Below are 24,573 nucleotides of genomic sequence, written 5' to 3' on the forward strand. Positions count from 1 at the left end.
CGCTCCCCTGTACAGACTGCAAGCGCCCCCACTCAGGGGAGCACTTACAAACCTCTGATGGAACTAAGGAGAAATACGTATGGGCATTATTATCTGGTTGATTATGGGCGGCATCATTGGCTGGATCGCCAGCATGATCATGAAGACCGACGGCCAGCAGGGCATCATCCTGAACGTCGTGGTCGGCATTATCGGTGCGTTTATCGGCGGCTGGCTTGCTGGCATGCTGGGCATTGCCGGCGGCAGCATCAACGATGCCGGCATCAGTATCCCGAGCATCCTGGTTTCGCTGGTTGGCGCGATCGTGCTGCTGGCAATCGTCAATCTGTTCCGTCGCGGTCGTCCGCGCTGAGTCCAGGTTGAAGTGATATTGGCGCATTGATGCGCCGAGATGGAAATGGCCCGGCATTGCCGGGCCATTTTTTTGCCTGCCCGATTACCCGTGCGGCGCTGGCTCAGCGCAACTGCACCCAGGCAGGCGTGTGGTCACTCGGGCGCTCCCACGTGCGCGGCTCGCGGTCGATGCCCGCATCGACGCACCGCGTCTTGAGCGCATCGGATATCAGGGTCAGATCGATGCGCAGTCCCATGTCGCGCCGGAACGCCGCCTGGCGGTAGTCCCACCAGCTGAAGATGCCGCCATCCTCGTGGTGCAAGCGGAAAGCATCGTGCAGGCCGAGGTCGAGCAGACCCTGTAATGCCGCGCGCTCGGCGGTGGAAGTCAGGATGTGCTGGTCGTTCCACACCTCGGGGTCGTGGACGTCGCGGTCGTCGGGAGCGATGTTGAAATCGCCCATGACGACCAGATCCGGATGCGCCTGAAGTTCCGATGTGATCCAGCCGTGCACCGCTTCCAGCCAGCGCAGTTTGTAGGCGTATTTGTCGGTGCCGACGTCCTGGCCGTTGACCACGTAGAGATTGATGATGCGCACGCCCTCGACCGTCGCGGCGATCACGCGCTGCTGCTCGTCGACGAATCCGGGAATGCCGATCTGGACGTCGGTGGCGGGTGACCGGGAAACGATGGCCACGCCGTTGTACGTTTTCTGGCCACTGAAGACGCTGCGATAACCCAACTCGGCGAGCGCCGTATCGGGGAAGCGGTCGTCTTCGAGCTTGGTTTCCTGCAGGCCGACCACGGCGGGCGCGAATGACTCCAGCCACTGTTGCAGGTGCGGGAGGCGGACATTCAGCGAATTGACGTTCCAGCTGGCGATTTTCATCGGCCCAGTCTAGCCGGGAGCAGGCGCTGACTCATCCATGGGCTGGCGTTTCCGCTCAGTTCGAATCCACCGGATCGGCGACGTCGAGCATCTCCTCCATCCGCGCCAGCGTGTCATCGTCCTTGATCACCCGCTTCAGCCACACGTGCAGTGGCATCTCGCCCCAGCGCGCGGCCTTGTCGGCCAGGTAGGCAACCGGGCTGTGCGGCTCGGTGCGGCGGAAGAACTCGGCGACCCGGCGCAACTGCGCGATCGCCTCCTTACGGGAAGCGACGGCCTCGTTGCCGATCGCCGACGCGCGCGGCGCGGGATTTCCGGGCGCCGGAACGGTCGTGTCGACTTCCTCCAGTTCTGGATCATCGCCCGCGACCAGCACGCCGGCCTCGCGGGCAAAGCGCTGCGTGGTGGCTTGCAGGTGCTCAAGCTGGTCGCGCAGGGCGGTGAAGCTGGGGCCGTCATGGCCCAGGCACTCGTCGATCGCGCGCTCCAGTCCGGCCAGCGCGGTCAGGCAGTCCGGCGCGAGTTCGGCGAGGCGGACATAGAACTCGTGCGGCGTGTTGCGACGCGCGGATTCCAGGGTCTCCGGCGACGGCCGGTCGTCGTCATCGCTGCGCGGCAGGCGTGCGGATTCAAAGTCCGCCAGGCTGAAACGGCCCTGCGGTGCGTGGGTCAGCGGCAGGTCGCGCAGCCATTGGCCGGAGTGGGTGATCAACCAGCCCAGGTTGCCGATGCGCTGCTCCAGGTCGTCGTCCTCGACCTGCGGGTGGACGTCATCCCAGTAGCGGTCGCACAGACCGGCGACCAGCCGGTAGCCGCGCGCGAGGCCGGCAAATCCGTGGTTGCGGGTCTGCGCCTCCGACCACCACACCGCCAGGCGCAGGTCCTTGCTGCGCTCGCGCAACAACTTGGCGCACATGCGCTCCACCGCCGCCCAGTCGGCGACCTTCAGATCGGTGATCCACTCGCCCTGTTCCAGCGAGGGATCATCCGCCCGGCGGGCTTCCTTGATGGCATCGTATTCCAGCGAGAACGAGAGGTCCTCGCCGACGGGATCCGCACCGGGGATGGGCGCGAGCAGCTCTTCCTGGTCGAACATGTGCAATCCATTGCGTAGCGGTGACGCGGTGATGGTACCCCGATCACCGCCGCGCGCGCCGGCCCGGTCGGCGGCGGCGCGCACGTTTCTCAGCGTACGGCGGACGGGTCTTTCAGCGTGTCCTCGAACAGTTCCAGGATCCGCCGGTACTCGTCGTACCAGCTGTCGGCGTGGACGAAGCCGTGGCGCTCCAGCGGGTAGGACGCCAGCTCCCACTTGTCCTTGCGCAGTTCGATCAGGCGCTGGGCGAGCATCACCGAGTCCTTGTAGAAGACGTTGTTGTCCATCATCCCGTGGGCAATCAGCAGGTGGTCCTGGAGGCCATCGGCAAACTCGATCGGGGACGACGCGAGATACGCCTCCGGATCCAGCTCCGGGGTGTTGAGGATGTTGGAGGTGTACTCGTGGTTGTACTGCGACCAGTCGGTAACCGGACGCAGCGCGGCGCCGGCCTTGAAGACGCCGGGCTGCTTGAACAGCGCCATGAAGGTCATGAAGCCGCCGTAGCTGCCGCCGTAGATGCCGGCGCGGTCGACATCGGCCTGCTTGTTGGCGCCCAGCCAGGCCAGGCCGTCCAGGTAATCCTGCAGCTCCGGGGTGCCCATGCGGCGGTAGATGGCGGTACGCCAGTCGCGGCCGTAGCCCTCCGACCCGCGGTAGTCCAGATCCAGGACGACGTAGCCGCGCTGCACCAGCAGGTTGTGGAACATCTGCTCGCGGAAGTAGACCGGGTAGCGGTCATGCACGTTCTGCAGGTAGCCGGCGCCGTGGACGAACATGACCACGGGATACTTGCGGCCGGGCTCCATCGCGGCCGGGCCGTAATACTTGCCCCAGATCGGGCCGGCGCCGTCGCTGGACGGGATCTGCACCATCTCGGGCTGGATCCATTGGCGCGCCTTGAACTCCGGCGTGCGGGTGTCGGTCAGCGCAGTCGCCTCGCCGCCGCCGGCATCCACCACGGCAAGCTGCGGCGGCAGGTAGCTGGCGGAATAGCGCACCAGCACTTTCCCGCCGTCCGGCGAGAGGGCGAAGTTCTCCACGCCGTCCAGGGCGGTGATCTCGCGCACGTTGCCGCTGCGGTCAACCGCGCAGACCTCGTAGTCGCCCGGGCGCTGGCGGTTGCAGGTGAAATAGAACGTGGTGCCGTCCGCGCCCAGCACCGGCGAGGACACTTCCCATCTACCGGAGGTCAGCGCGCGCGGCGCGGCGTTGCCGTCGGCCAGATACAGGTGCGAATAGCCGCTCTGCTCCGACAGCAGCCAGAGTGCGCCGTCGGGGGTCCAGCCGAAATCGTTGAAGCCCCAGTTGATCCACGCGTCGTCATGCAGGTGGTGGCGCACGCTCAGCGCGGCCGACTCGACCCGGCCGCGGGTCGGGGTGACCGTGGCGATCCAGCGGTCCTTGTTGTCCACCGCGCGCAGCAGCACCGCCGCGGTGCTGCCGTCATCGCGCCAGTGGATGGCCGGCCGCCGGCCGCCCTCCGACTCCACCCGCACATCGCGGTTGCCGTCCAGCGCCTTCAGTTTGGCTTTCGCGCGCAGGTCCGCCAGTGGGTCCTTGCCGATGCCGGGCAACGCGTTCAACGAGAGCTCCGAACGGGTCCCGCCGGCGACATCCACCAGCCACAGCCGCTGGCCCTGCGGCGCCTTGCGGCCGACGCGGGTGCGGGCTTCCTCGAACTCCTCGTAGCCCGATTCGGTCACATACTTGGGCATCTTGCCGGCCTGGCCGTTCTCGGCGCTCTTGGGCTCGGTGACCACCAGCAGCCAGCGCGCGTCGGGCGACAGCGCGGTATCGACGATGCGCAGGTCATCGCCCATATAGGTGGCGATGGGCGCGCGGGTCGGATCGGCAGCCTGCCAGGCGAGGTTCTGCTCGCGCGCGGCCTCGCGCTTGGCGCGGTCGTCGGCGAGGGTCTGGATCAGGCGCAACTGGCGATCGCGCAGGTCGTCGTCCTTGGGCTCGGCGGCGGGATCTTTCTCGGCCTTGAGTACTGCAGCCTGGCTGGTGCCCTGGCCAGCGCGCCACTGGTACCAGTCATTGCCGGCGCGGAACACCAGGTTGCCGTCGCGGCTCCATTGCGGACGCGATTCGGCCTCCTCGCTGCGGGTGACCTGGGTCAGCGCACCGCTGCGCAGATCGCGCACGAAGATGTCGCCGTTGCGGACAAAGGCGGCGCGCGTGCGGCGGGCGTCGAATACCGGATCGGCGGCATCGAGCTGGGCGCGACTGCTTTCGTCCACCAAGGTCGGGCTACCACCGCTGATGGCAACTTGCCACGTGTCGCGGATCAGTTCGCCGTCGCGCTTGAGGTTGTACTGCACGTTGCGCCCGTCCCAGGCCCACCACGCCTGTTCCACCGGCGGACCGATCCAGTCCGGGTCGGCCATCGCCTGGTCCAGGGTGATCGGGGTTCCGTTGCCGGCCGCCGGCTGGGCCGCGGCGTGGGAGGTCAGGAACCCGAGGGCAAGTGCAAGGGCAAAGGAGGAAAGTCTCATGGGCGGGACCGGCAGGGTGAGGTGTGGGGATCAGCCGGGCCAGCGTACCGGCGGTGCAGGGCGCTCGCACGGGTCTTCGGTCATGCCCGCAGCGCTCATAGGGGCTCGCGCGCGCGCATGGTGTGTACGTTGCGGGGCGGGTTGTCGGTATGCTTGAACCATCGCCCGCCCCGGTGCGTTTTCTGTCGCCGCCCATGCACGCCTACGTCTACAAGAGCCTCCGCAAGGAGGGCGCCTACGTTTTTCTCGCCACCCGCGACGACTTCGAGTGCCTGTCCGAATCCGTGCACAAGGCGCTGCAGCCGTTCGACCTGGTGCTGGAAGTGACGCTGGACGGCAAGCGCCAATTGGCCCGCGGGAACGCCGATGAGGTGCAAAACGACCTGGCAACGCGCGGGTTCCACGTTCAGATGCCGCCGCCGGTCAGTCAGGATCCGCTGACCTCGGATTGGGGAACCGATGCCTGAGCCCCGGTTTCCGACCGCTGCGATCGTTCTGGCTGCTGCCGGTCTTGTCCTGATTGGCCTCGCCGGCCTGGGTGGCTGGCTGGCCGCCGTGGGTGGTTTGCTTGCCCAGCCGGTGCTCGCCCTCGCCGCACGCCGGCAACGACGTCCGGCACCGCTTTCGCCCTCCCATTTGCGGATCGAACTTGCGCCGCTACTGGCACTTTGGACCGTCGCCATTGGCGGGGTAGCGTTGCTGGTGGCGTGGCCGCTGTCGGCGCTGCTGGCCAGCGGCTCTCTGCCTGCCGCGTTGGCGCTGAGTGCGGTGGCAGGCGGCGCTCTGATTGTGCTGTGGCGCTTCTGGCCGGTATGGCAGGGCCTGGAGCGTGACGGCGGCGCACTGGGGGACCACCACCGCGCCCTGGAAGGCCTGGAGCCGGGGGCGTGGCGCGGTCTTGGGATCGCCCTGGGCATCGGCGCAATCGCGGCATCGATCGTTGCATTGGCATGGCCGGAGTGGCTTGCGAATCACCAGCGCTGGATCGTGTCGGTCGTGCTGGCGCTGGTATCCGTGGCAGTGCACGGCTGGCTGCAGCGGGTCGAGCCGGCGAAGGCGCTGCAATATCTTGAGGAGATTGAAGAATCCGCGCTCGCCCACGATTCTTCCCTACCGCCCACCGGCGAGGCCAAGCCTCCGGAAGACGGCGCGATCGTGGCTGAAGACGAGGGGGCGACCGCGCCGGACGAGTCGATTCCTGGGGACGCCGAGCCTGGGCCCGCAGAGGTCGCCCTCGCGAACGTGGCACCGGCGAACGTCATCAATCCCCAACTGGTGCCGCAGCTGTACGAGGCGGCGCGCAGTGGCCGGGTCGAGCGCGCACTTGAACTGATTGCCCAGGGCGCCGATCCGCACGCACTGCCGCCCGCGGATGATCGTGACCAGCGCAGTTTGGCGGTGCTGGCGGCCGTGTTGCCGGACTTGCGACTGCTGCGGGCGCTGATCGCCGCCGGTGTCGCGCTGAACCACATGCACGCCGGTTTGACGCCGCTGCTGGCGGCGACCCGCGACAGCTGGCACGGCCGACCCGACGCGGTCACCACGCTGCTGGCGAACGGGGCGGATCCACGCATCCGTGACGCGGAGGGCAACACGCCGCTGCACTTCGCCGCGCGCAGCTCCGACCCCGGCGTGGCGGCGCTTCTGCGTGATGCGGCGGCCGAGCTGGATGCGCTCAATGACGACGGCTTCTCGCCGCTGGGCGTCGCGTGCATCGCTGGCAACTGGCGGCTGGCGCGCTTCCTGCTCGAGCGCGGCGCCAATCCGGATCCCGACGGCGGCCAGCCCGCGCTGCTCGCGGCCGCCGGGGGCGAGGAAGACGATCCCGCCGGCGTGGAACTGTTGCTCAAGCTCAAGGCCCGGGTGCATGCGGTGAACGCGGATGGCCGTACTGCCGTGCACGAGGGCGCACGCGCGGGCCATGCCAGCATCGTCGCAGCGCTGATCAAGGCCGGTGCGAATCCCGCGGCAACCGACAGCCTCGGGAGCAATGCGCTGCACGAAGCCGCGCGCGGCGGCCACGCCGCGGTGCTGGAACAATTGCTCGACGTGGCCGACCCCGCTGCCGCAACGGCCGCGGACGGGCAGGGCTGCAACGTATTGATGATTGCCTGCATGGCCCCGCAGACGCCGCCGGAGCTGGTGCAGCGCTTGCTGGATCTGGGGATCGACCCGGCGGTGCGGGATGAAGACGGGCGACGGGCGATCGATCGTGCCGCGGAAACCGGTCGCTGGTCGCTGGTGGCCGTGTTTGATCCTGCCTACGCAGTGCCATCGCAAGTGGCGGGCGCCGATGATGCGGGCCCTGCCGACCGCGCCCCCATCACCCTGCTGCGCGAAGGACTGGACGAAGGGCGCGAGCATGCCCTGGATACGGTCGCCGCGCTGCTTGGCCCGCGTCAGTTGGGCGCGCTTTTCCACGACGGCGATGGCGCCCTGCCGCCGCGCCAGATCGAGTGGCTGCTGGCGCGCGGGGCGGATCCGGAAGTCCGGGACGGCACCGGTACGACGCCGATGTTCAACCTGCTCGGCAGTGGCCCGTCCGCGCAGGAATCGCTGACGGTGATGCTGCAGCGCGGAGTGTCGCCTGCCGGTGCGGGCGGACTTGCCCGATTCCTCGCCGCCTGCATGACCCGCGGTCAGCCCGATGGTTCCCTGGAGCACCTTGCGCTGGAGCTGCTGGAACGCGGCGCCGATCCGTTTGCTCCCTCTCCCGGCGGCGACCCGGCGCTGGCCCTCGCGGTGCGGCTGGGCTGGCCGCAGCTGTTCACCCGCCTGCTGCAATCGGGCGTGGGGTTGGATGACCGCGACAGCCGCGGAATGAGTGCCCTCCACCTGGCGGCCGCCCTGGGGCGGGAAGCGATGCTCAAGCAACTGGTCGCGCACGGTGCCGCGCCGGGCCTGCTTGCCGCTGACGGTCAGACCCCGCTGGGCGTCGCGCTGGCCTCCGGCCGTCGTGACCTCGCCGACTGGCTGGACTGGCGCGGCTGGCCGTTGCCGCGACGCCGGTTGCTGGCGTCCGATCTACCGTCTGCGGCCATGGCCGGTGACGCCGACGCAGTCCGCCGGCTGCTTGACCTGGGCTTGCCGGTGCACGCTGTCGACAGCCAGGGCTGCAGTGCGTTGCTGCGTGCGGCGGGCGGCGGCCATCGCGCCGTGGTCGACCTGTTGCTGGCACGCGGCGCCAGCGTTGGTCTCCCTGCCGGCTCCGGAGCCACCCCCTTGTCGGCCGCCGCGAGCATGCGCCATATGGACATCGTGGATCGCCTGATCGAGGCGGGTGCCGACGTCGAGCAACGCCTGCCGGGCGGCCTGACCGTTTTGATGATTGCCTGTGCACTCGGCTTCCCGGAGCTGGCGGCGCGACTGCTGTCGGCCGGGGCCGACCCGGATGCTGTCGATGACTCCGGAAGGACCGGACTGCACTGCGCGGCGATGTTCGGCTTCGGCACGCGCGATCGGACCCGCCTGGTCACGCTGCTGGACACGCTGCTGCTGGCGAGCGATGACGGCGCGCTGCAGCCAACGGGGGATGGCCCGTCGCCCGTGCTGCTGTTGCTGGGCGCGGCTGCCGACCAGGGCGCGCATGCCGATGAGGAAGTGCTGATCGCGGGTCTGGAGCACTTGATGGACAACGGCGCGAGCCTGGAAGCCCAGGACGCCCGCGGTTTCGGGCCCCTGCACCTCGCTGCACTGCACGGACTGCTGGGCGTGGTGAAGTGGCTGCTGCGCGCTGGAGCGGATCCCGACCTGCGCGACACACTGAATCGCAGTCCGCGCGAGATCGCGGTGATGCGCGGGTTCGTGGATATCGCCGCGCAGTTCACCTCAGCCCATCCCGTGGGCGACGTCTCCATGGCCCGGTTTCTGCGCGAGAAACAGTAAGAGGCGTTCTCGCTGGTGCGGAATCGTGCGTTCTGGCGCGCGCCTCAGTGGGTCTCCTGCGAGCGTCGGGACGCGGCGATGCCTCCCAGCACGCCTTCGCCCAGGTCGGCATCAAACAGCTGCTCCAACTCCCGTCGTGCCAGCGTGGATGCCTCCAGCACCGCGTCCGGATCGTCGTGGACGCGGTACTGCGCTTCCAGCAGTCGTTCGTCGTGGGCGAGAAACCGTTGCGCGTGATCCCGGGCGACGGCAGGCGGTAGCCCGAGAGCGACCAGCACCTCCTCGCCCAGCTTGAGGCTGGAGTGCAGCATCTCGCGCAGGCTGAATGCGCCCAGGTCGCGCAGTTGCCAGGCGTGGCGGCGGTCGCGGGCGCGCGCATACACCTTCGCCTCCGGGTACAGGCGGCGGATCACGCGCACCGTCTGCAGGCTGCCTTGGGGATCGTCGATGGCGATGACAAACACCTTGACGTGGCTGGCGCCAGCCGAACGCAGCAACTCGGGCTTGGCCGGATCCCCGTAGAAAAGGGGATTGCCGAAACGACGCATGAAGTCGACCTGATCGGCGCTGTGCTCGATCGCGATGAAGGGCACCTTCTGGGCCACCAGCATGCGCGCCACGATCTGGCCAAAGCGGCCGAATCCCGCGATCAATACCTGCGGATGGCCGTCGGGCGGCGGTGGCTCTTTGGGTGGTTCCGGCCGCGCTACCGGCTGGCCGCGAAGCATCCGCGCGACCGCGATCATCAGCACCGGCGTCAGCGCCATGGACACGCCCACCGCTGCCACCAGTCGATCGCGCATGACCGCCTCCAGCAGGCCCGCCTTGACCGCCTCGGCGAACACGACGAACGCAAACTCTCCGCCGACCGCCAGCACACTGGCCAACTGCAACGCGTCGCGCCGCGACAGCTTGCCCGGCTTGATGCCGACCGCCACCAGGATGGCGAACTTGACCACCATCAGGGCGAGTACCAACAGCTCGATCAACACCGGCTCCGCAACGACCAGCTTGAGGTCGACGCTCATGCCGACCGCCATGAAGAACAGCCCGAGCAGCAGACCCTTGAACGGTTCGATCTGCGCTTCCAGCTCGTGACGGAACTCCGAGTCGGCCAGCAACACGCCGGCCAGGAACGCGCCCAGGCCGGCCGACAGACCCGCGCTCTGCATCAGCAGCGCCGATCCAAGCACGACCAACAAGGCCGCGCCGGTAAATACCTCCGGCATCAGCGAGCGCGCCACGAAGCGGAACAGGTGGCGCAGCAGGAACCGCCCGCCCAGCACCAGTGCCGCCATGGCGAACGCGGCCTTGGCGATCGCGTCCCAGCCCAACCCGCCTTCGGCGACCAGGTTGGCCTTCCCCAGCAGCGGGATCGCCGCGAGCAGTGGGATCGCGGTGAGATCCTGGAACAGCAGGATCGCGAACGCCAGCCGCCCGTGCTCGCTGCCCAGCGCCTTGCGCTCCGACAACAGCTGCAAGCCGACCGCCGTGGAGGAGAGTGCCAGCCCCAGGCCGACCACCAGCGCCGTTTTCCAGCCAAACCCGGCGAAGGTGGCCAGCACGCCCATCACCACGCCGGTGATCAGCATCTGCGCCCCGCCGACCCCGAACACCGGACGGCGCATCACCTTCAGCCGTGACGGCGAGAGCTCCAGCCCGATCACGAACAGCATCATCACCACGCCGATCTCGGACGCGGCGAGCACCGGCTCCGCATCGCGAATGACCCGCAGACCGAACGGCCCCAGCACAACGCCCGCAGCGAGATACCCCAGCACCGCGCCCAGCCCGAACCGGCGGAACACCGGCACCGCTATCACCGCTGCCAGCAGGAACACCACCGCAAGTTCAAGACCGCCGCCGCTCATCGCGTACCTCTTCAGGGGAGCGGTTGATTATGCGGCAGGGGCTGGGAGGAGTGTTCGAGTGTGGAGTAGGGCGCGAGCGAGTGCGCAGGACTTCTCTGGATCGATGAATCACATGCCTATCGTCGTCGTAGCGATTAGCTTCCGGAATCTCTGGCATGCACTTGGGAGATAACCGTATCCAGCTCGGTCGCCATCGAGTTGGAACCGCGGCACCAGGCCGGCTACTACCATGCGTGCCTTACTCGAATGCTCCCCACATGAATTCGACGAGCCAGACGACACCGGTGAGAACCACAAGGGAACCGACTACGAGGCAAATGGCCGGCCAGCCGAGCTCCCAGAAGCCATACCTGCCATTGCTCCGCCAGTCCTTTCGGTACGGGTCATCCGGATCGGGCTGGCAGGCGGCCTCAATTTCCGCGGGCCAGACAGGAACCTTGCAGGTGGCCATCGCGATCCACCTGCCCCAGGTGGTCAGTGCCCATAGAGGCGAAGCCAGCAGTTGCAGCGCCGGCCACTTCACCATCAAGGCGAACGTGCGCACCAGGCCGAAGACCACGCCTTCCTTGCGACCGTTGATGGGCATGCACATTTCTGTTGTGTTGTAGCTTTGCTGCGGACCGTCCGGTGCCTCCATGTAACGCCTGATGTATTCCCACAGACACATCAATCCGGCCCGCTCACCCAGATACGCATAAGCCAGCGTAAACGTATCGACGACGGTCTCGCCGTCGTCGGCCAAGACGTGGGCGCGCACGTCGTAGCTGGTCTGACCCATCGTCAGCTCATTCTCCACCACGCACAGGAAAAGATCATCCCAATTGGCGCTGATGATAGAGCGGTCGGGGCGATAGGCGTAAACTCGTCGCGTCTTTCGGTTTAATCGGATGGGGTAATGGGTTTGGCGGAAGCAGTCGAACCGGACGACCCACCAACCTGCATAGGCAAAGGAACCGAATATTGCGGCAATTGCTAAGACCGACGCCAACATCACTGGGTCTCTTTCGCCGATAGCTGAAAAAGAAAATGCGAATGCAAAAACGGCGATCGGCACTCCGATTAATAATCCCATCCACGTTGCGTAGCCTTTCGAGGAGTACCACCGATCGATAACTTCCAGATATGTGCTGTCGAGTTTGATTACCGACAGCCAGTCCAGCGGCTCAGCGCTCGCAGTCACGTGCCGCTGCAACTGGTTAGCTTTCTCTTCGCACGTCAGGGGACGATTGAGCTTGTAGGCAGTGAAGCGGTTTAGTCCGGTGAAGTCCACGTATCAATGCTCCGGTACAGCTGTAGCTGGTGCTGTTTCGTCATCGCTTTTAAAGCCGAGCGCCTTCATCGCGAGTCCGAACTGCTTCATTTCCTCATTGAGGTCTTGATAGCGGCGACCTGCATCAAGAGCGCCGAACAAGCAGCGTTCCAGCCAGTCCTGAAGTTCATCGGTCTTGAAAAATTCGACCAGCAGTGCGATGGCGATGCCGATCACCACCAAAATCAGGCCAACACCGGTGGCTGACACGCCAAATATTAGTGCGCCGAATGCCCCCCCGAAAAGCAAGGCTGCCCCGAGGCCAGTCGCAGCCGACAGTGCATATAGCCAAACCATGCCGGCATTGCCCCTTTGGTATTCTCGCCATGCGCTCCTTGCATCTATCACCGCCACAATTCCTGCCGCCACAACACCAATTCCCCGACTGACAACACCCAGTACCTTCACCCAGTACGTCGACGCTGCTTTCGCCAATCGGATATTCCCCGCCTTGCCCCCTGCTACAACGCCATCATGGATCAGGTTGCCCACTCCGCCGACGATCGCGGCCACGCTGCTGCGAAACCGCCAATTGTTCTCCGAACGCTTGTGGGACATACTGGTGTCGAGTTTTGTCGCCATCGAATTGGCACCCACTATCTGGAGGACCAGCCCGATCACCGCCAGCCGTGAATTGGTGCCGAACATCGCGCGGAACCGTGCCATGTCATTCTTCGGCCACTCATTCATCCGCAGTGCCGCGCCCGCGGCTTCTGCGGCCGCCTGCGCCGGTGTCAGGCCCGCCTTGATCTGTGTCACCGCGAACCGGTCAACGCGCAGGGCGACTTTAGATGCACCGAAGCGACCGCTCTCTCCCCGGGTCTGAATCGTTTGTCGGCGACCGCGCGACTGGATTTCCAGCCTGCGCTTTAGCAGCTCAATATCTACGTTCTCCAGCGCCTCCGGGTTGATCTCTTTCATCAGTCTCACCATCACATCCAGCGCCTCATCCACAGTGCCGACGTGCGTTACCATCGTAATCGGTGCTTCGCCAATGATACCCAGCGCGATTACCAACCGGCCAACAGTATTGTCGATCATTCCGTTCAACACTCGGATGACCGGCCCACCCACGGCGGTGAGCAACTGCGCGACGATATTCTGGCCACCAGCGTCGAGATGCTTAAGCGATTTGCCGTACAACGCTATAAGCGTCTTCCACTGCACGTCGGGTAGTTCGCCTTTCGGCAGTCCTTTTCCCGGTACTGCTTTGTCCAGTGCTTCGATCACCTCTTGCTGGTTGTACAGAAGCGCACGCTGTAGCAGATTACGCGGATCGGCGGTATTGGCAGTCAGCCAGTCCTGATAGGTGTCGAAACAGATCTGATTCTGCTGGGTGTCCTGGATGCAAAGTAACAGTGCTTGCACATAGCCCGCGCCGGATTCGGCGTCGGTATCATCGTGGTTGCAGATGAAGCTGCCTGTCGTCGCATCGCTTGTCAGCCACGCACAGTGCGCTTTAGCCAATGGCACCATCTGCTCGCGATCGAATTTCTCCAGTCGCGGCTGATACACCCGCTTGCGCCATGCATCGGGTTCACCGGATCGCAGCTGATTGCGGTACTTCTTCCACGCCTTGTCGGCGATATCGTCCAGGTCGGACTGCGTGAGGGCGTCAGCTGCCGACTGCTTCGCGGTCTCGATCTTGGCCTCCCACTGCTTGCGGTAGACCGGATCGCTCATTCGTTCCAAGTGCTCTGTTTGCATTCGGTCGCGTACGGGATCGCGGATGCCGTCCATCGACATCACCGGTATTTTTTTCCAGTAATAAAGATCGGAAACCGCTTTTTGTTGTCGCGTGTGGATCTCGTCAAGTTCAGCCTGATTGCGGATTGCTTCCTCGAGCGAATCCACCAACGCTGAGATCGCTAATGGCCGCTCCAAATCCTCTTGACCCAAAAAGTCCTGAAGCCGATTGCCCATCAGAGCCGCGATCTCCATGGTGATCCCCACTGGATCGTCAACCGCCACCAGCATGGGCTCATGCGGTTGAGCTGCGGCTGCGGCCCAGTCCATCAGGCCGGGCGCTTCATGTTTGCAAGCCTCAAACCGATGAGGCGAGAAATTGAGCGGCGGGAATGACGTGATCTTCACGGTCTCGAGGGTTATCGCCAGCATCGGCTGTCCGGTTTCCGGGTCGATCTCGGGTTCACCGGTCTCGCTATCCATCACCACGCTGTATTCAGGCTGCTTTTCCTCTTCTCCGCGCTCCGTTCCGGCAATGGCGAACTCGTTCACGATCTTCGGCAGCTGGTTGAACGGTGCGGTATGAGGCTGTGACGTGCTTCCTGCCAGCCATTGTTTGATGTCAACCACGCGCATGTGCTTTTCGCGGTACACCTGCTTCCTGTGGCGGTCCAGCACTAATGGTGTCCACGCGGTATCGGAAAAACCCAGCCAGACTTTTCCGGCTTGCTGTGCATCGGGGATCGTTATACAGCGAGCCACGAATTCCTCTCCGGTACGGAAGCAGGAGAACTCGATCTTGTCGGCATCGGGTGGCGTAGTGTCTGTTATGTCGAACTCATAAAGGTAGCCGAGTCCCGTAACCAGATACGCCTTCCATTCCCCCCGCGCTTCATTGAAGACGTAAAGATAGCCGGGCCGCAGCAGGCGACCGGTGTACTTGGCCGATTGGGCGGGGAGTGCGATGTCCGTAATGCCAGCACTCATGTTGGCAGGCAGGTCGAGCGCCTTCCACGTTGAGCGTACATCTTCGTAGTCTGTACGGGCAATGGCGGCGCGGAGCGGCAGAATGGGCAGTCCCTTCTTCTCGCAGAACGGGCATGAAGCGCTAGGCTCAGTCACGAAGACATCCCTGATGTTGAAGTTGGTGGAACATTGGAAGCGAGTTGCCCGGCGAAGCGAGACAGCGCGTCATCGCTCAAATCGGCACAGGCACCGACATAACTGATGTCGCCTTTTTGCACCTTGCACAGGCGGATCCGAATTTCCGGGTGCTCGCCAATTCGAGGATGAAAACGGGCGGCTTGCAGCGCATATAAAGAACGGTCATCGCCATCGCGAAGGCCATACTCCGTATATGCGAGGTGCAAAAGAGCATCGACATGCTGGGCGATGGCGTCATCATTGAGGGTCTTCGGCACGTGTATGGCCATTTGCTCCAGGCAGCGGTGAAGCAGACGCAGCCGCTGGAGGGCCTCCCATTGTTTATCTGTCAAACGCAGACGTGAGGGCGACGCTGCGTTGGCACACTGATGCTGCGTCCAATTTCCATCCGGGGTAAGCCACGTCCAGACGGCGACGCTTCGCAGCAGGCTGTCCATCTGCGTTTTGTTCAAAATCCAACGCAAATGCCGAAATACCCGAGGATCAAAGTAACGCAGAATCGCATTACGTCGATCTCGCACTCGAACGATCATGCGCTCGGCGAGCTGGGCCGACAGCTCCCTAGTGGTACGACTCGAAACAATCAGCGCGGAGAAGTACGGGTATTTGTTTCTGCGCGCCTGCTCGTGCACGCGCTGCAGCAGCTGCAGGCAATCGTGTTCAGTCATCTCGCGTAGTGCCAGTAGTCGTGGCATAGAGACTGGTTTCGCTGCCAATTCTCTCGGAGACAAAGGCACGAGCGGAAGATCGTGCCATAGCGAGGAATCCACCTGCAGTGGATTGATCAGTGCGTAGTCCTGCGCCAGCAGCAGGCGGTGATCGAGAACTGTCATGTCAACGTTGCAGCGGAATGAGTCCGTCACCAGCCGCATCCGCGCCACGGGATTTGAATTCGCAGAGTTTTAGCTCTCCGCTAGGCAGTTTGACTTGCATACTTGCCGCCTCCGGCGAAGTCCATTCCTTCTTCGCCGCCTTGAACTCGATCGTCCCCGGCGCACCCAGTTCGATGTCGCCGCCTTCCAGTTTCAGATAGGCGCCGGCAGCGGTGGCCAGGACATGTTTGTTCGGCGATGCGATCTCCACATCGGCCTGGGTGCTGGCGAGTGTCACGCTGATCTTCGCTGCGGCGGTGGCCACGTTCTTGTGCGCCCGTGCACTCACATCGCCCTGGGCGGCATGCAGCGCGATGCCGGTGCTGGTCTGCGGTTTACCGCCCGGGGCGGGGGTGCCATGGCTGTAGAGGCTGATGCCTTCTGCGACCGCGATGACCGTCTCGCCCTGGCTCAACCAGTTCAGGTCGTTGCCGGCGGTCAGGGTGGTTTGGGTGCCGGACACCCAGATCTGGTCGGCCGGAGTGGTAGCGATGATTCCGTCGGGACTGCTGGCAGCCAGCAGCGGGGCGCTCCAGCCGGGGGCTTCGCCGTCGCCACCGCTGACGCCGTCACCGGAAGCGGCGCCGGTGAAGGTGCCGCTCGAGGTGTCCTGTACCTGCTTCAGTGCCTCCTGTGCGGGGAGGGCATCGGCTTCGTCCGGCAGGTCGGCAGTCTGTGCCCTGGCGGTATCGGACAGGCTCTGCATCAGTTCGGCGCCGCTGGCCAGTTGGCTGCGCAGTCCGTCGGCGGCCATTTGCTGGCGGCCGGGCTCGGTGCTCAGCAGCAGCCCGGCGCCGGCGCGCAGGGCGCCACTGGCCTGGGTGGACAGCTCCACGCCGAAGCCGCACTCGCGGCCGCGCACGTTGTCCTCCCCGCCCTTGAGGTGCCCGAGGGTCAGCGTGGTGGCGTGCTGGGTGGTGGCGACCTGCGCGCGACCCTGACCGGGTGTGTCGTCCAGGCGCAGCTGCTGGTAGCCGCCGCTACCGGTCTGGCTCGCCCCGAGGGCCTGGCTCTTGAAGCCTGTGAACACGGCCGGATGTTCGTTGCCGTCGAACCACGCCGGGGCATTGCCGGTGGCGCCAGCCTTGCCGCCGTTGACCTGGTTGTGCGGCGCGTCCGGCTGGCCCGCACCGTTGTAGAGACTGCCGACGATGACGGGGCGGTCGATATCGCCTTCCATGAAAGCCACGACGACTTCCTGACCTTTGCGCGGCAGCATCACGCTGCCCCAGTTGTCGCCCGCCCACGGGGTGGCGACGCGCACCCACGTCCACGCCGCATCGCTGCCGGGCGCGTTGTCATCGCCGTCGGGGTGAGCCATGCCTGAGCTGGCCTTGCTGCCGCGCTGCCATGGGAACTGGATCTTGATACGGTGGTCGCGGTCGGTCTGCAGCGGCGCCCCGTCGGTGACCACGATTGCGGTCTGGGTGCCGCGGACCGTGGGCTTTGGGTGCAGGCGCAGCCCATGGCCGTCCACGGTGCGCGGGCGGTAGGGCAGGTCGGCCGGGATCGCGGTGAGGGTGTTACGGTAGAAATCCGTCGCCGGCGCTGCGCCCATCTCATCGGCGAGGCCGGTGTCCGACGACAGCGCCGTCGGCAGTGGCAACGCGCCGATGTCGCTCAGCCCCAAGTTCTGGTCAAGCACCTCGAACACCTCCGCGCCCAGGTTGTTGCGGGCGGCATGCTCTACACGCAGGCAGGTGTACGACTTGCCGTTGGTGTCGGGGTGTTGAGTCAACGAGAACCGGGTGCCCGGTGCCTGGCGGCGCCACGTGCCGGCGGCGCGGATCAAGCGACCCGTGACATCGCTTGCCTCCATCTGCCGGCTTGCCCGCAACGCGGCGTGCGCCTCGTCGGCCACACCGTACGGACCGCTGGTGTCGACGTCCTCGGTGGTGACGTCGCTGCCCGCCAGGACGCTCTGGCTCGAGGCCGGGCGCAGCGTGCGGCTTCGGTAGTCCCAGCTGGCGCGGCTGATCGAGGCGGTCTGCCAGCGCCGGGTGTTGGCCCACTGCTGGATGCTGTCCGCGCGCTCGGTGGCGTCGGCACGATGGAAGCGCACACTCCCGGCGTCCGCAAACGCTTCGGGATGGTCGCCCAGCACCAGCGTGTGGTTGCCCAGCGTCTCGCCAGCGGTGTCGCCGGTGTGCTCGAACCAGTACGCGATGCCTTCCTCGGCGAGCAGGCGCTGGAGGAAGTGGAAATCGCTCTCGTGGTACTGCGTGGTCAGGCTGCGGGTGCGATAGACCGACCGGTCGGAAAGCTCCCAGCGCCACGCCGGCGCCAGCGCCCCGGCCTGTGCGTAATCGGCGAAAAGGTCCTCGGCGATCTCGAGCACGCTCATGTCATGAAAGACGTAGCTGTCCGCCCGCTGGCGCAGGAACGCCAGCCAGGGCTCGATGACCACGCGGTAGCGGGCGATGCCGCCGTTGCTGCCGACCCGCTCACAGGCGGTGATGTGACCGTGGAAGGGGCGGCGCTGGGAGGCGGATTCGGCGGTCAGCAGTTCCAGCAGGACCGGTTGGCCGAGCAGTTCATCCAGCGGAAGGTGCGCGTCCACCGACAGCGCGTCCAGCTGCAGCCGATAGCCACCGTCGTCGACCGACTCCACGCCGTGAAGACTCTCCGCGACCAGCACGTCCCGACCCAATCCCGTATGCAGCTGCAGCAGACGATCGAACTGTCTTGGCGCGGCAGCGAGTGCGGTGAGCAAGGTGGCGCGAGCATCCATGGCGGTCGTGTCTCCCTGGCGGCCGTCCTGGCCTGCCCCGCGCCGATCATAACCTCTCATTGGCGACGGCGGCAGGGGTCGCTGGCAGCCGCACATCAAGCGGTGCATCCGCAGACGCTGCGACATTCGTAGACTGCGCCTGGCCACGACACCATTTGTCGCCCCGGCATGGATTCAATCTGTCCGGCGTTTGCATGCGTCCACAGGGAGCACCATTGATGGGTACCGCACTCGTATTGTTCCGCCGCGACCTGCGCCTGGAGGACAACCCGGCGTGGAGCACGGCCTGCGCGGAGAACGGCCGAGTGCTGGCGCTCTATGTCCACGCGCCTGAAGAAGAAGGGCAATGGGCACCCGGCGCGGCCAGTCGGTGGTGGCTGCACCACTCGTTGTCGCGGCTGGATTCGCGCCTGCGCGCCGCTGGCGGTCGCCTGCACGTCGCCCGCGGCGACACGCTGGAGGTCGTGCGCGAGCTGGCTGGCCAGACCGGCGCCACCGCAGTCCATTGGAACCGGCTGTACGAGCCGGCCAGCATTGCCCGCGATTCAAACCTCAAGGCCGCACTGCGCGAGCAGGGCGTCGAGGCCCACAGCCACAGCGGCGCGTTGTGGTCCGAGCCGTGGCAGGTGGAGACCAAGCAGGGCGGCCCGTACAAGGTGTTTTCGCCGTACTGGCGCAACCTGCGCCCGCGCCTGTCCGCCGCGCCACCCTTGCCGGTGCCGTCGATTGCCGCGTTTGCCCAGGCCAGCAATGGTTTGCCCGTGGAAGCGCTGGAGCTCAGCCCGCGCATCCACTGGACCGGCGGCCTGGCCGACACCTGGCAACCCGGAGAGGCCGGTGCCCACGAAATGCTGGAAATCTTCGCCGATGATGCGGTGAACGATTACGTCCAGTTGCGGGATCTGCCCGCCCGCCACGGCACGTCACGGTTGTCGCCGCACCTGCATTTCGGCGAGATTTCGCCGCGCCAGATCCACCATGAGCTGGACTCCCGAGCCCGCGCCAGCAGCGCGCGCCGCCGTCCGGATATCGAGCCCTATCTGCGCCAGCTGGGCTGGCGTGACTTCGCCCACCACCTGCTTTTCCACTTTCCGCACACGCCGACCGAAAGTTTCAATCCGCGCTTCGCCCGTTTCCGCTGGGCCGATGCGGATCACGCGGTGCTGGGTCGCTGGCAACGCGGTCGCACCGGCATTCCCCTGGTGGACGCGGGCATGCGCGAGCTGTGGCATACGGGCTGGATGCACAACCGCGTGCGCATGATTGTCGCCAGTTTCCTGACCAAGAACCTGCGCCAGCATTGGCATCACGGTGCGCGCTGGTTATGGGACACCCTGGTGGATGCGGACCTGGCCAACAACACGCTGGGCTGGCAGTGGGTCGCCGGCACTGGCGCGGACGCGGCGCCGTATTTCCGTGTGTTCAACCCGGTAACCCAGTCAAGGAAGTTCGACGCCGAAGGCAGCTACCTGCGGCGGTGGCTGCCGGAGCTGGAGGACGCGGACGCCGGCTTGCTGCATGAGCCATGGAAGGATCCCGGCCTGCTGCGCCGCAGCGGTTATCCGGCGCCGATGGTGGACCTCGCACAGTCGCGACAGAAGGCACTGGACGCCTACGCACGCCGCGGCTGAATCCAAATCATCGCGCCGCCCGTATGCAAGGCATCAAGGTCGACCGCAGCGTGCGGGCAGGCCATCCATCGCTGCCGGCGGGAACGTATGATGGCTCCAGACAACGCAGTCGCAAAGGTGGTGCCCCTCGGGGCCAAACGACACGTGAGCCAGACGCCGGGCGAAGCTGCTCCCGATCCGCGCTACTGGGCATTGCAGTTGTCCGCCGTGGCCGTGCAGCGCGACCGTGCCAGCTTCATGCGTATCTACGATTTTTTCGCGCCGCGGCTGCGGCGCTATCTGCGAAACCTCGGCGTGGCGGAACATCTGGCTGAAGAGCTGGTGCAGGACGCCTTGCTGACCCTTTGGCGGAAGGCCGCGCTGTTTGATCCGGCGCGCGCCAGCCTGAGCACCTGGCTGTTTCGTATCTCGCGCAATCTCTACATCGACCACGTGCGTCGAGAGCCGCATTGGACTCCGGTCCAGGAAGGCCTGGACCGCATGGACCTGCTCGAGTCGGATCGCCGTGACTCGCAACCCGAGTCCTTCACCGACCACGACACGCTCCACCAGGCGATCGACGGGCTGCCGCCGGTGCAGGCCAAGCTGGTGCGCATGTCCTATCTGGAAGCCAAGAGCCATGGCGAAATATCACGGGAGTTGGACATGCCGCTGGGAACGGTGAAATCGTCCCTGCGGCGCGCGTTCGCGAAACTCCAGGCCAGCATGGGGAGCCCCGCATGAGGCCGAATCACCACCTCGACGACGCGACCGTGCTCAGCTATTCCGCCGGGGCTCTGCCGACGGCCATGAACGTGGTGGCATCGGCGCATCTTGAGCGCTGCCCGCATTGCCGCGGACGCGTTCATGTGGCCGAGCGGATTGGCGGTACCTTGATGCAGCAGCAGCGCGGCGAGGCTCCCCGCCAGGACGACCGCGACGCAATGCTGGCGCTGCTGGACCGCGAGCCGGAAACCGCTCCGGCGGCGACAGCGTTGGCAAGCAGGGCCGATGCTGCCGATGTGGTCGAGCCGCCGGATCGCGATCGACTGCCGACGGCGCTGCACCCCTGGTTCGGACCCTCCATGCGCGCGCTGAAATGGCGTCGGATTGCGCCTGGCGTGCAACGCATCCGGGCCGGCAGCGTGGCGGGCGGTGAACTGATGCTGCTGCGCATTGCGCCGGGGAGCCGCCTGCCGCTGCACAGCCATGGCGGCACCGAGCTGACGATGATTCTCGATGGCGCCTATGACGACGTGCTGGGACATTTCGGCCCCGGTGATGTCGCCGACCTCGACGGCCAGACCCTGCATCAGCCAGTCACTGCGCCCGGTGTGCCCTGCGTCTGCGTTGCGGCCACCGACGCGCCGCTGGTGTTCTCCGGATGGTTCGCCCGCAGGTTGCAGCCGCTGCTCGGCTTTTGACGATCGGTCGCCGGACAGGAGCGGTGCATCCACACGGCCCTCTGGGCCGTATCGGTAATTGAAGACCCAACCGGTTGCCTCCGATGACCACCCTCCCACCGCCGCCGATCCCGGCGGCCGGTCCCACCCGCGCCAGCGCGTCTTTGAAGACACCTGAGCGGAGCTTGCCGGCGATCCGCAGTCTGCGGAGCTGGTTTGACTCGGGTGCAGATACGGCATCCGATGGTGACAGCAGCGGGATGGACCGGATCGACTGGCTGCGCGCAACGCCGTTCATCGCCATGCACGTGGCCTGCGTCGCGGTGCTCTGGGTCGAGGTGTCCCCGGTGGCCCTGGCGGTGACCGCGGCGCTTTACGTAGTGCGGATGTTTGCGATCACGGCGTTCTACCACCGCTACTTTTCCCATCGCACCTTCCGCGCGCCACGTGCGGTGCAATTTCTGTTTGCCCTGATCGGTGCCTCATGCGTGCAGCGCGGACCACTGTGGTGGGCTGCCCATCACCGCACCCACCACCGCCACACCGATACCGCGCAGGATCCACACTCGCCGGCGGTGCGCGGGTTCTGGTGGAGCCACGTCGGATGGTTCCTGACTCCCCGCAATTTCCGCACCGACCTCTCGCGGGTGCCGGATCTGGCGAAGTATCCCGAGCTGCGCTGGCTGGATCGCTTTGATGTCGTGGTGCCGGTCGCGCTTGCCTTGAGTCTGTACGCACTGGGGTCCGGATTGCAGGCATTCGCTCCACACTGGGGTACCAGTGGCGGGCAGATGGTGGTCTGGGGTTTTTTCATTTCCACTACCTTTCTGTTCCACGCCACCGTGACGATCAATTCACTGGCGCACCGCTTTGGCTCGCGGCGTTTCGACACCCGCGACGACAGCCGCAACAACCTCTGGCTGGCGTTGCTCACCTTTGGCGAGGGCTGGCACAACAACCACCATTTTTTCCCCGGATCCAGCCGTCAGGGATTCCGCTGGTGGGAGGTCGACCTGACCTGGTACGGCCTCAAGCTCATGGCGGTGTTCGGCCTGGTCAGCGGGCTCAAGCCGGTTCCGGCGTGGGTGCTGGAAAAGGGGAGGCGCTGAACCATGCGGATCGCTGTCGTCGGTTCCGGAATTGCAGGCCTCGCCTCGGCGTGGATGCTGTCGCGCCACCACGAGGTGGTGCTGTTTGAAGCCGATGACCGGCTTGGTGGCCATACCCACACCCACGACGTCGAGCAGGCCGGCCTCAGCTACCGCATCGACAGCGGTTTCATCGTCCACAACCCGTTGCACTACCCGTTGCTGACGCGATTGTTTGAGCAGCTTGGCGTTGCTTCCCAGCCAACCACAATGAGCTTCGCGGTTCACAACGAGGCGACGGGGCTGGAGTACAACGCAACCACGCTGGATACCCTGTTCTGCCAGCGCCGCAACCTGCTTTCGCCGCGGTTCCTGGGCATGGTTCGCGACCTGACCCGTTTCTATCGCGAGGCGCCCTTGCTGCTGGAATCAGCGGACCCGGGTCCGACGCTGGGCGACTATCTGTCCGGTCGCGGCTACGGCGCTGCATTCCGCGACGAGCATCTCGTGCCGATGGCATCGGCGCTCTGGTCATCCCCTGCCGGGCAGGTCCTTGGATTCCCGGCGCGGTATCTGGTCCAGTTCATGGCCAACCATCAGATGCTGCAGGTCAGCGGCCGTCCACAATGGCGCGTGGTACGCGGGGGCTCGGCGACCTACGTGGACGCACTGCGGGCCCAGTGGGATGTGCGCGAGCGACTGAACTGCCCGGTCCTCTCGGTGCGTCGCCATCGGCACGGGGTGACCGTGGAAAGCCTGGTCGGCAGCGAGGAGTTCGACCACGTCGTGTTGGCCTGCCATAGCGACCAGGCCCTGGCATTGCTGGCCGATGCCGACGAGCGCGAGCGCGACATCCTCGCCGCCATGCCGTACCAGGCCAATGAGGCCGTCCTGCACACCGACGCGCGCGTGCTCCCCCGCCGACGCAAGGCCTGGGCGGCGTGGAATGCGTGGCTGCCACGTGACCCGGCCCAGGCCTGCACTGTCAGTTATTGCATGAACCTGTTGCAGGGCGTCCAGTCGCCGGAGCCGTTCGTGGTGACACTCAACCGCAGTGACGCGATCGATCCGGACAAGGTGCTGGCACGGATGCGCTACCACCATCCGAGCTACAGCCACACCTCGGTCGCAGCGCAGTCGCGCAAGCCCGAGATCCAGGGGCGGCGCAACACCTGGTTCGCCGGCGCCTACTGGGGCTGGGGCTTCCACGAAGACGGCATGCGCAGCGCGCTGGAGGTTGCCGCGGGACTGGGCGTGCGCTGGCCGCTCAGTCCGCTGGCGCCGGCAAGCGTGACCGCCAGTGACGTGGCGTTGGTGACATGAGTGCCGTTGAGCCTGCCCCATCTGATGCGCACGCGGCATGGCCGTTGCTGAGCGCGGTGTATGAAGGAGTGGTCCGCCATCGCCGCCACGCACCCCACCCGCATGCCTTCAACTACCGGATTGCCCAGCTGTATCTGGATCTGGACGAGATCGAGCGGGTGTTCGCCCCGCGCTGGCTGTGGTCGGATGCGGGTCGCAACCTGGCCGAATTCCGTCGCAGCGACTATCTCGGACCGGCCGGTCTGCCGTTGGCCGAGGCGGTCCGTCAACGCGTCGACGCGGCGACGGGGCAGCGTCCCGACGGACCGATCCGGCTGCTGACCCACTTGCGCTATGCAGGGCTGGTGTTCAATCCGGTCAGCTTCTACTACTGCTTCGCCGCCGACGGGCTAACCCTGACAGCGGTCCTGGCGGAGATCACCAACACGCCATGGAAAGAGCGTCATGCCTACGTACTGCCGGTGGATACCGCGCAGTCCCACGGGCGCGCGTTGCATTGGGAATTTGCCAAGACGTTCCACGTATCACCCTTCATGCCGATGGACTGCCACTACGACTGGCGCTTTACCCCGCCCGGGGAGGACCTTCGCGTGCACATGCAGGTCAGCCATGACGGTCGGCCGAGCTTTGACGCGACCCTTGCGCTGGAGCGCCGGCCGCTGACCGGTGCGTCATTGGCGCGGGTCCTGTGGCGCTTTCCGCTGATGACCGCGCAGGTCGTGGGTGCAATCCACTGGCAGGCGCTGCGCCTGTGGCTGAAGCGCAACCCCGTCCACGACCACCCGTCCATCCATTGAGCCGCGAGTCGCCC

17 protein-coding genes are annotated in these 24,573 nt (G+C 65.8%); 9 read left to right on the forward strand and 8 right to left on the reverse strand.

Translation table 11 applies throughout. The features are described from left to right. Positions 1 to 79: 79 nt before the first annotated feature. Positions 80 to 352: a GlsB/YeaQ/YmgE family stress response membrane protein gene (locus INQ42_RS01280; RefSeq protein ID WP_194034815.1), complete on the forward strand. Its 273-nt coding sequence runs from the start codon at positions 80 to 82 to the stop codon at positions 350 to 352. 103 nt (positions 353 to 455) lie between these two features. On the opposite strand, the gene xth is transcribed toward INQ42_RS01280, so the two are convergent. From xth to INQ42_RS01295, 3 genes are all read right to left on the reverse strand, one after another. After that, positions 456 to 1,223 carry an exodeoxyribonuclease III gene (xth, locus tag INQ42_RS01285; RefSeq protein ID WP_194034816.1) on the reverse strand — a complete coding sequence of 256 codons (768 nt, stop codon included), beginning with the start codon at positions 1,221 to 1,223 and terminating at the stop codon, positions 456 to 458. A gap of 55 nt (positions 1,224 to 1,278) precedes the next feature. Continuing rightward, positions 1,279 to 2,319, reverse strand: a complete 1,041-nt coding sequence (tssA, locus tag INQ42_RS01290; RefSeq protein ID WP_194034817.1) for a type VI secretion system protein TssA — start codon at positions 2,317 to 2,319, stop codon at positions 1,279 to 1,281. An 89-nt stretch (positions 2,320 to 2,408) separates the two neighbouring features. Beyond that, a complete protein-coding gene (locus tag INQ42_RS01295) occupies positions 2,409 to 4,820 on the reverse strand; it encodes a S9 family peptidase (protein WP_194034818.1) in 2,412 nt (803 codons plus the stop codon). Between the two features lie 149 nt (positions 4,821 to 4,969). Between INQ42_RS01295 and INQ42_RS01300 the strand changes: the two genes are divergently transcribed. Further along, a complete protein-coding gene (locus INQ42_RS01300; protein ID WP_228064404.1) occupies positions 4,970 to 5,287 on the forward strand; it encodes a YcgL domain-containing protein in 318 nt (105 codons plus the stop codon). After that, entirely contained in the window at positions 5,280 to 8,705 is a 3,426-nt protein-coding gene (locus tag INQ42_RS01305) for an ankyrin repeat domain-containing protein (protein ID WP_194034819.1), read from the forward strand. The genes INQ42_RS01300 and INQ42_RS01305 overlap by 8 nt, the downstream gene beginning before the upstream one ends. Before the next feature lie 44 nt (positions 8,706 to 8,749). Here INQ42_RS01305 and INQ42_RS01310 read toward each other — a convergent pair whose 3' ends face one another. From INQ42_RS01310 to INQ42_RS01330, 5 genes are all read right to left on the reverse strand, one after another. Next, positions 8,750 to 10,576 (reverse strand): monovalent cation:proton antiporter-2 (CPA2) family protein, encoded by a 1,827-nt coding sequence (locus INQ42_RS01310; RefSeq protein WP_194034820.1) that lies wholly within the window; start codon positions 10,574 to 10,576, stop codon positions 8,750 to 8,752. 238 nt (positions 10,577 to 10,814) lie between these two features. Continuing rightward, positions 10,815 to 11,846 carry a DUF6708 domain-containing protein gene (locus INQ42_RS01315; protein ID WP_194034821.1) on the reverse strand — a complete coding sequence of 344 codons (1,032 nt, stop codon included), beginning with the start codon at positions 11,844 to 11,846 and terminating at the stop codon, positions 10,815 to 10,817. Between the two features lie 3 nt (positions 11,847 to 11,849). Then, positions 11,850 to 14,693: a T6SS effector BTH_I2691 family protein gene (locus INQ42_RS01320; protein WP_194034822.1), complete on the reverse strand. Its 2,844-nt coding sequence runs from the start codon at positions 14,691 to 14,693 to the stop codon at positions 11,850 to 11,852. Beyond that, positions 14,690 to 15,568, reverse strand: coding sequence for a DUF4123 domain-containing protein (locus INQ42_RS01325; RefSeq protein ID WP_194034823.1), 879 nt, complete (start codon positions 15,566 to 15,568; stop codon positions 14,690 to 14,692). The genes INQ42_RS01320 and INQ42_RS01325 overlap by 4 nt, the downstream gene beginning before the upstream one ends. 1 nt (position 15,569) lies before the next feature. After that, positions 15,570 to 18,338, reverse strand: coding sequence for a type VI secretion system Vgr family protein (locus INQ42_RS01330; protein ID WP_194034824.1), 2,769 nt, complete (start codon positions 18,336 to 18,338; stop codon positions 15,570 to 15,572). Between the two features lie 218 nt (positions 18,339 to 18,556). On the opposite strand from INQ42_RS01330, the gene INQ42_RS01335 reads away from it, so the two are divergent. The 6 genes from INQ42_RS01335 (at position 18,557) to INQ42_RS01360 (ending at position 24,559) form a co-directional block, all read left to right on the forward strand. After that, on the forward strand, positions 18,557 to 19,969 hold the full coding sequence (locus INQ42_RS01335; protein WP_194034825.1) for a cryptochrome/photolyase family protein: 1,413 nt from the start codon (positions 18,557 to 18,559) through the stop codon (positions 19,967 to 19,969). A gap of 90 nt (positions 19,970 to 20,059) precedes the next feature. Further along, on the forward strand, positions 20,060 to 20,692 hold the full coding sequence (locus tag INQ42_RS01340) for a sigma-70 family RNA polymerase sigma factor (RefSeq protein WP_194034826.1): 633 nt from the start codon (positions 20,060 to 20,062) through the stop codon (positions 20,690 to 20,692). Then, positions 20,689 to 21,372: a ChrR family anti-sigma-E factor gene (locus INQ42_RS01345; RefSeq protein ID WP_194034827.1), complete on the forward strand. Its 684-nt coding sequence runs from the start codon at positions 20,689 to 20,691 to the stop codon at positions 21,370 to 21,372. The genes INQ42_RS01340 and INQ42_RS01345 overlap by 4 nt, the downstream gene beginning before the upstream one ends. 83 nt (positions 21,373 to 21,455) lie before the next feature. Beyond that, positions 21,456 to 22,460: an acyl-CoA desaturase gene (locus INQ42_RS01350; RefSeq protein ID WP_194034828.1), complete on the forward strand. Its 1,005-nt coding sequence runs from the start codon at positions 21,456 to 21,458 to the stop codon at positions 22,458 to 22,460. Between the two features lie 3 nt (positions 22,461 to 22,463). Next, positions 22,464 to 23,762, forward strand: coding sequence for an NAD(P)/FAD-dependent oxidoreductase (locus tag INQ42_RS01355; RefSeq protein WP_194034829.1), 1,299 nt, complete (start codon positions 22,464 to 22,466; stop codon positions 23,760 to 23,762). Continuing rightward, complete coding sequence (locus INQ42_RS01360) at positions 23,759 to 24,559, forward strand: DUF1365 domain-containing protein (RefSeq protein ID WP_194034830.1); 801 nt, start codon at positions 23,759 to 23,761, stop codon at positions 24,557 to 24,559. Before INQ42_RS01355 ends, INQ42_RS01360 begins: the two co-directional genes overlap by 4 nt. Positions 24,560 to 24,573: the final 14 nt, after the last annotated feature.

This window comes from Lysobacter avium (assembly GCF_015209745.1).
GTDB lineage: Bacteria > Pseudomonadota > Gammaproteobacteria > Xanthomonadales > Xanthomonadaceae > Novilysobacter > Novilysobacter avium.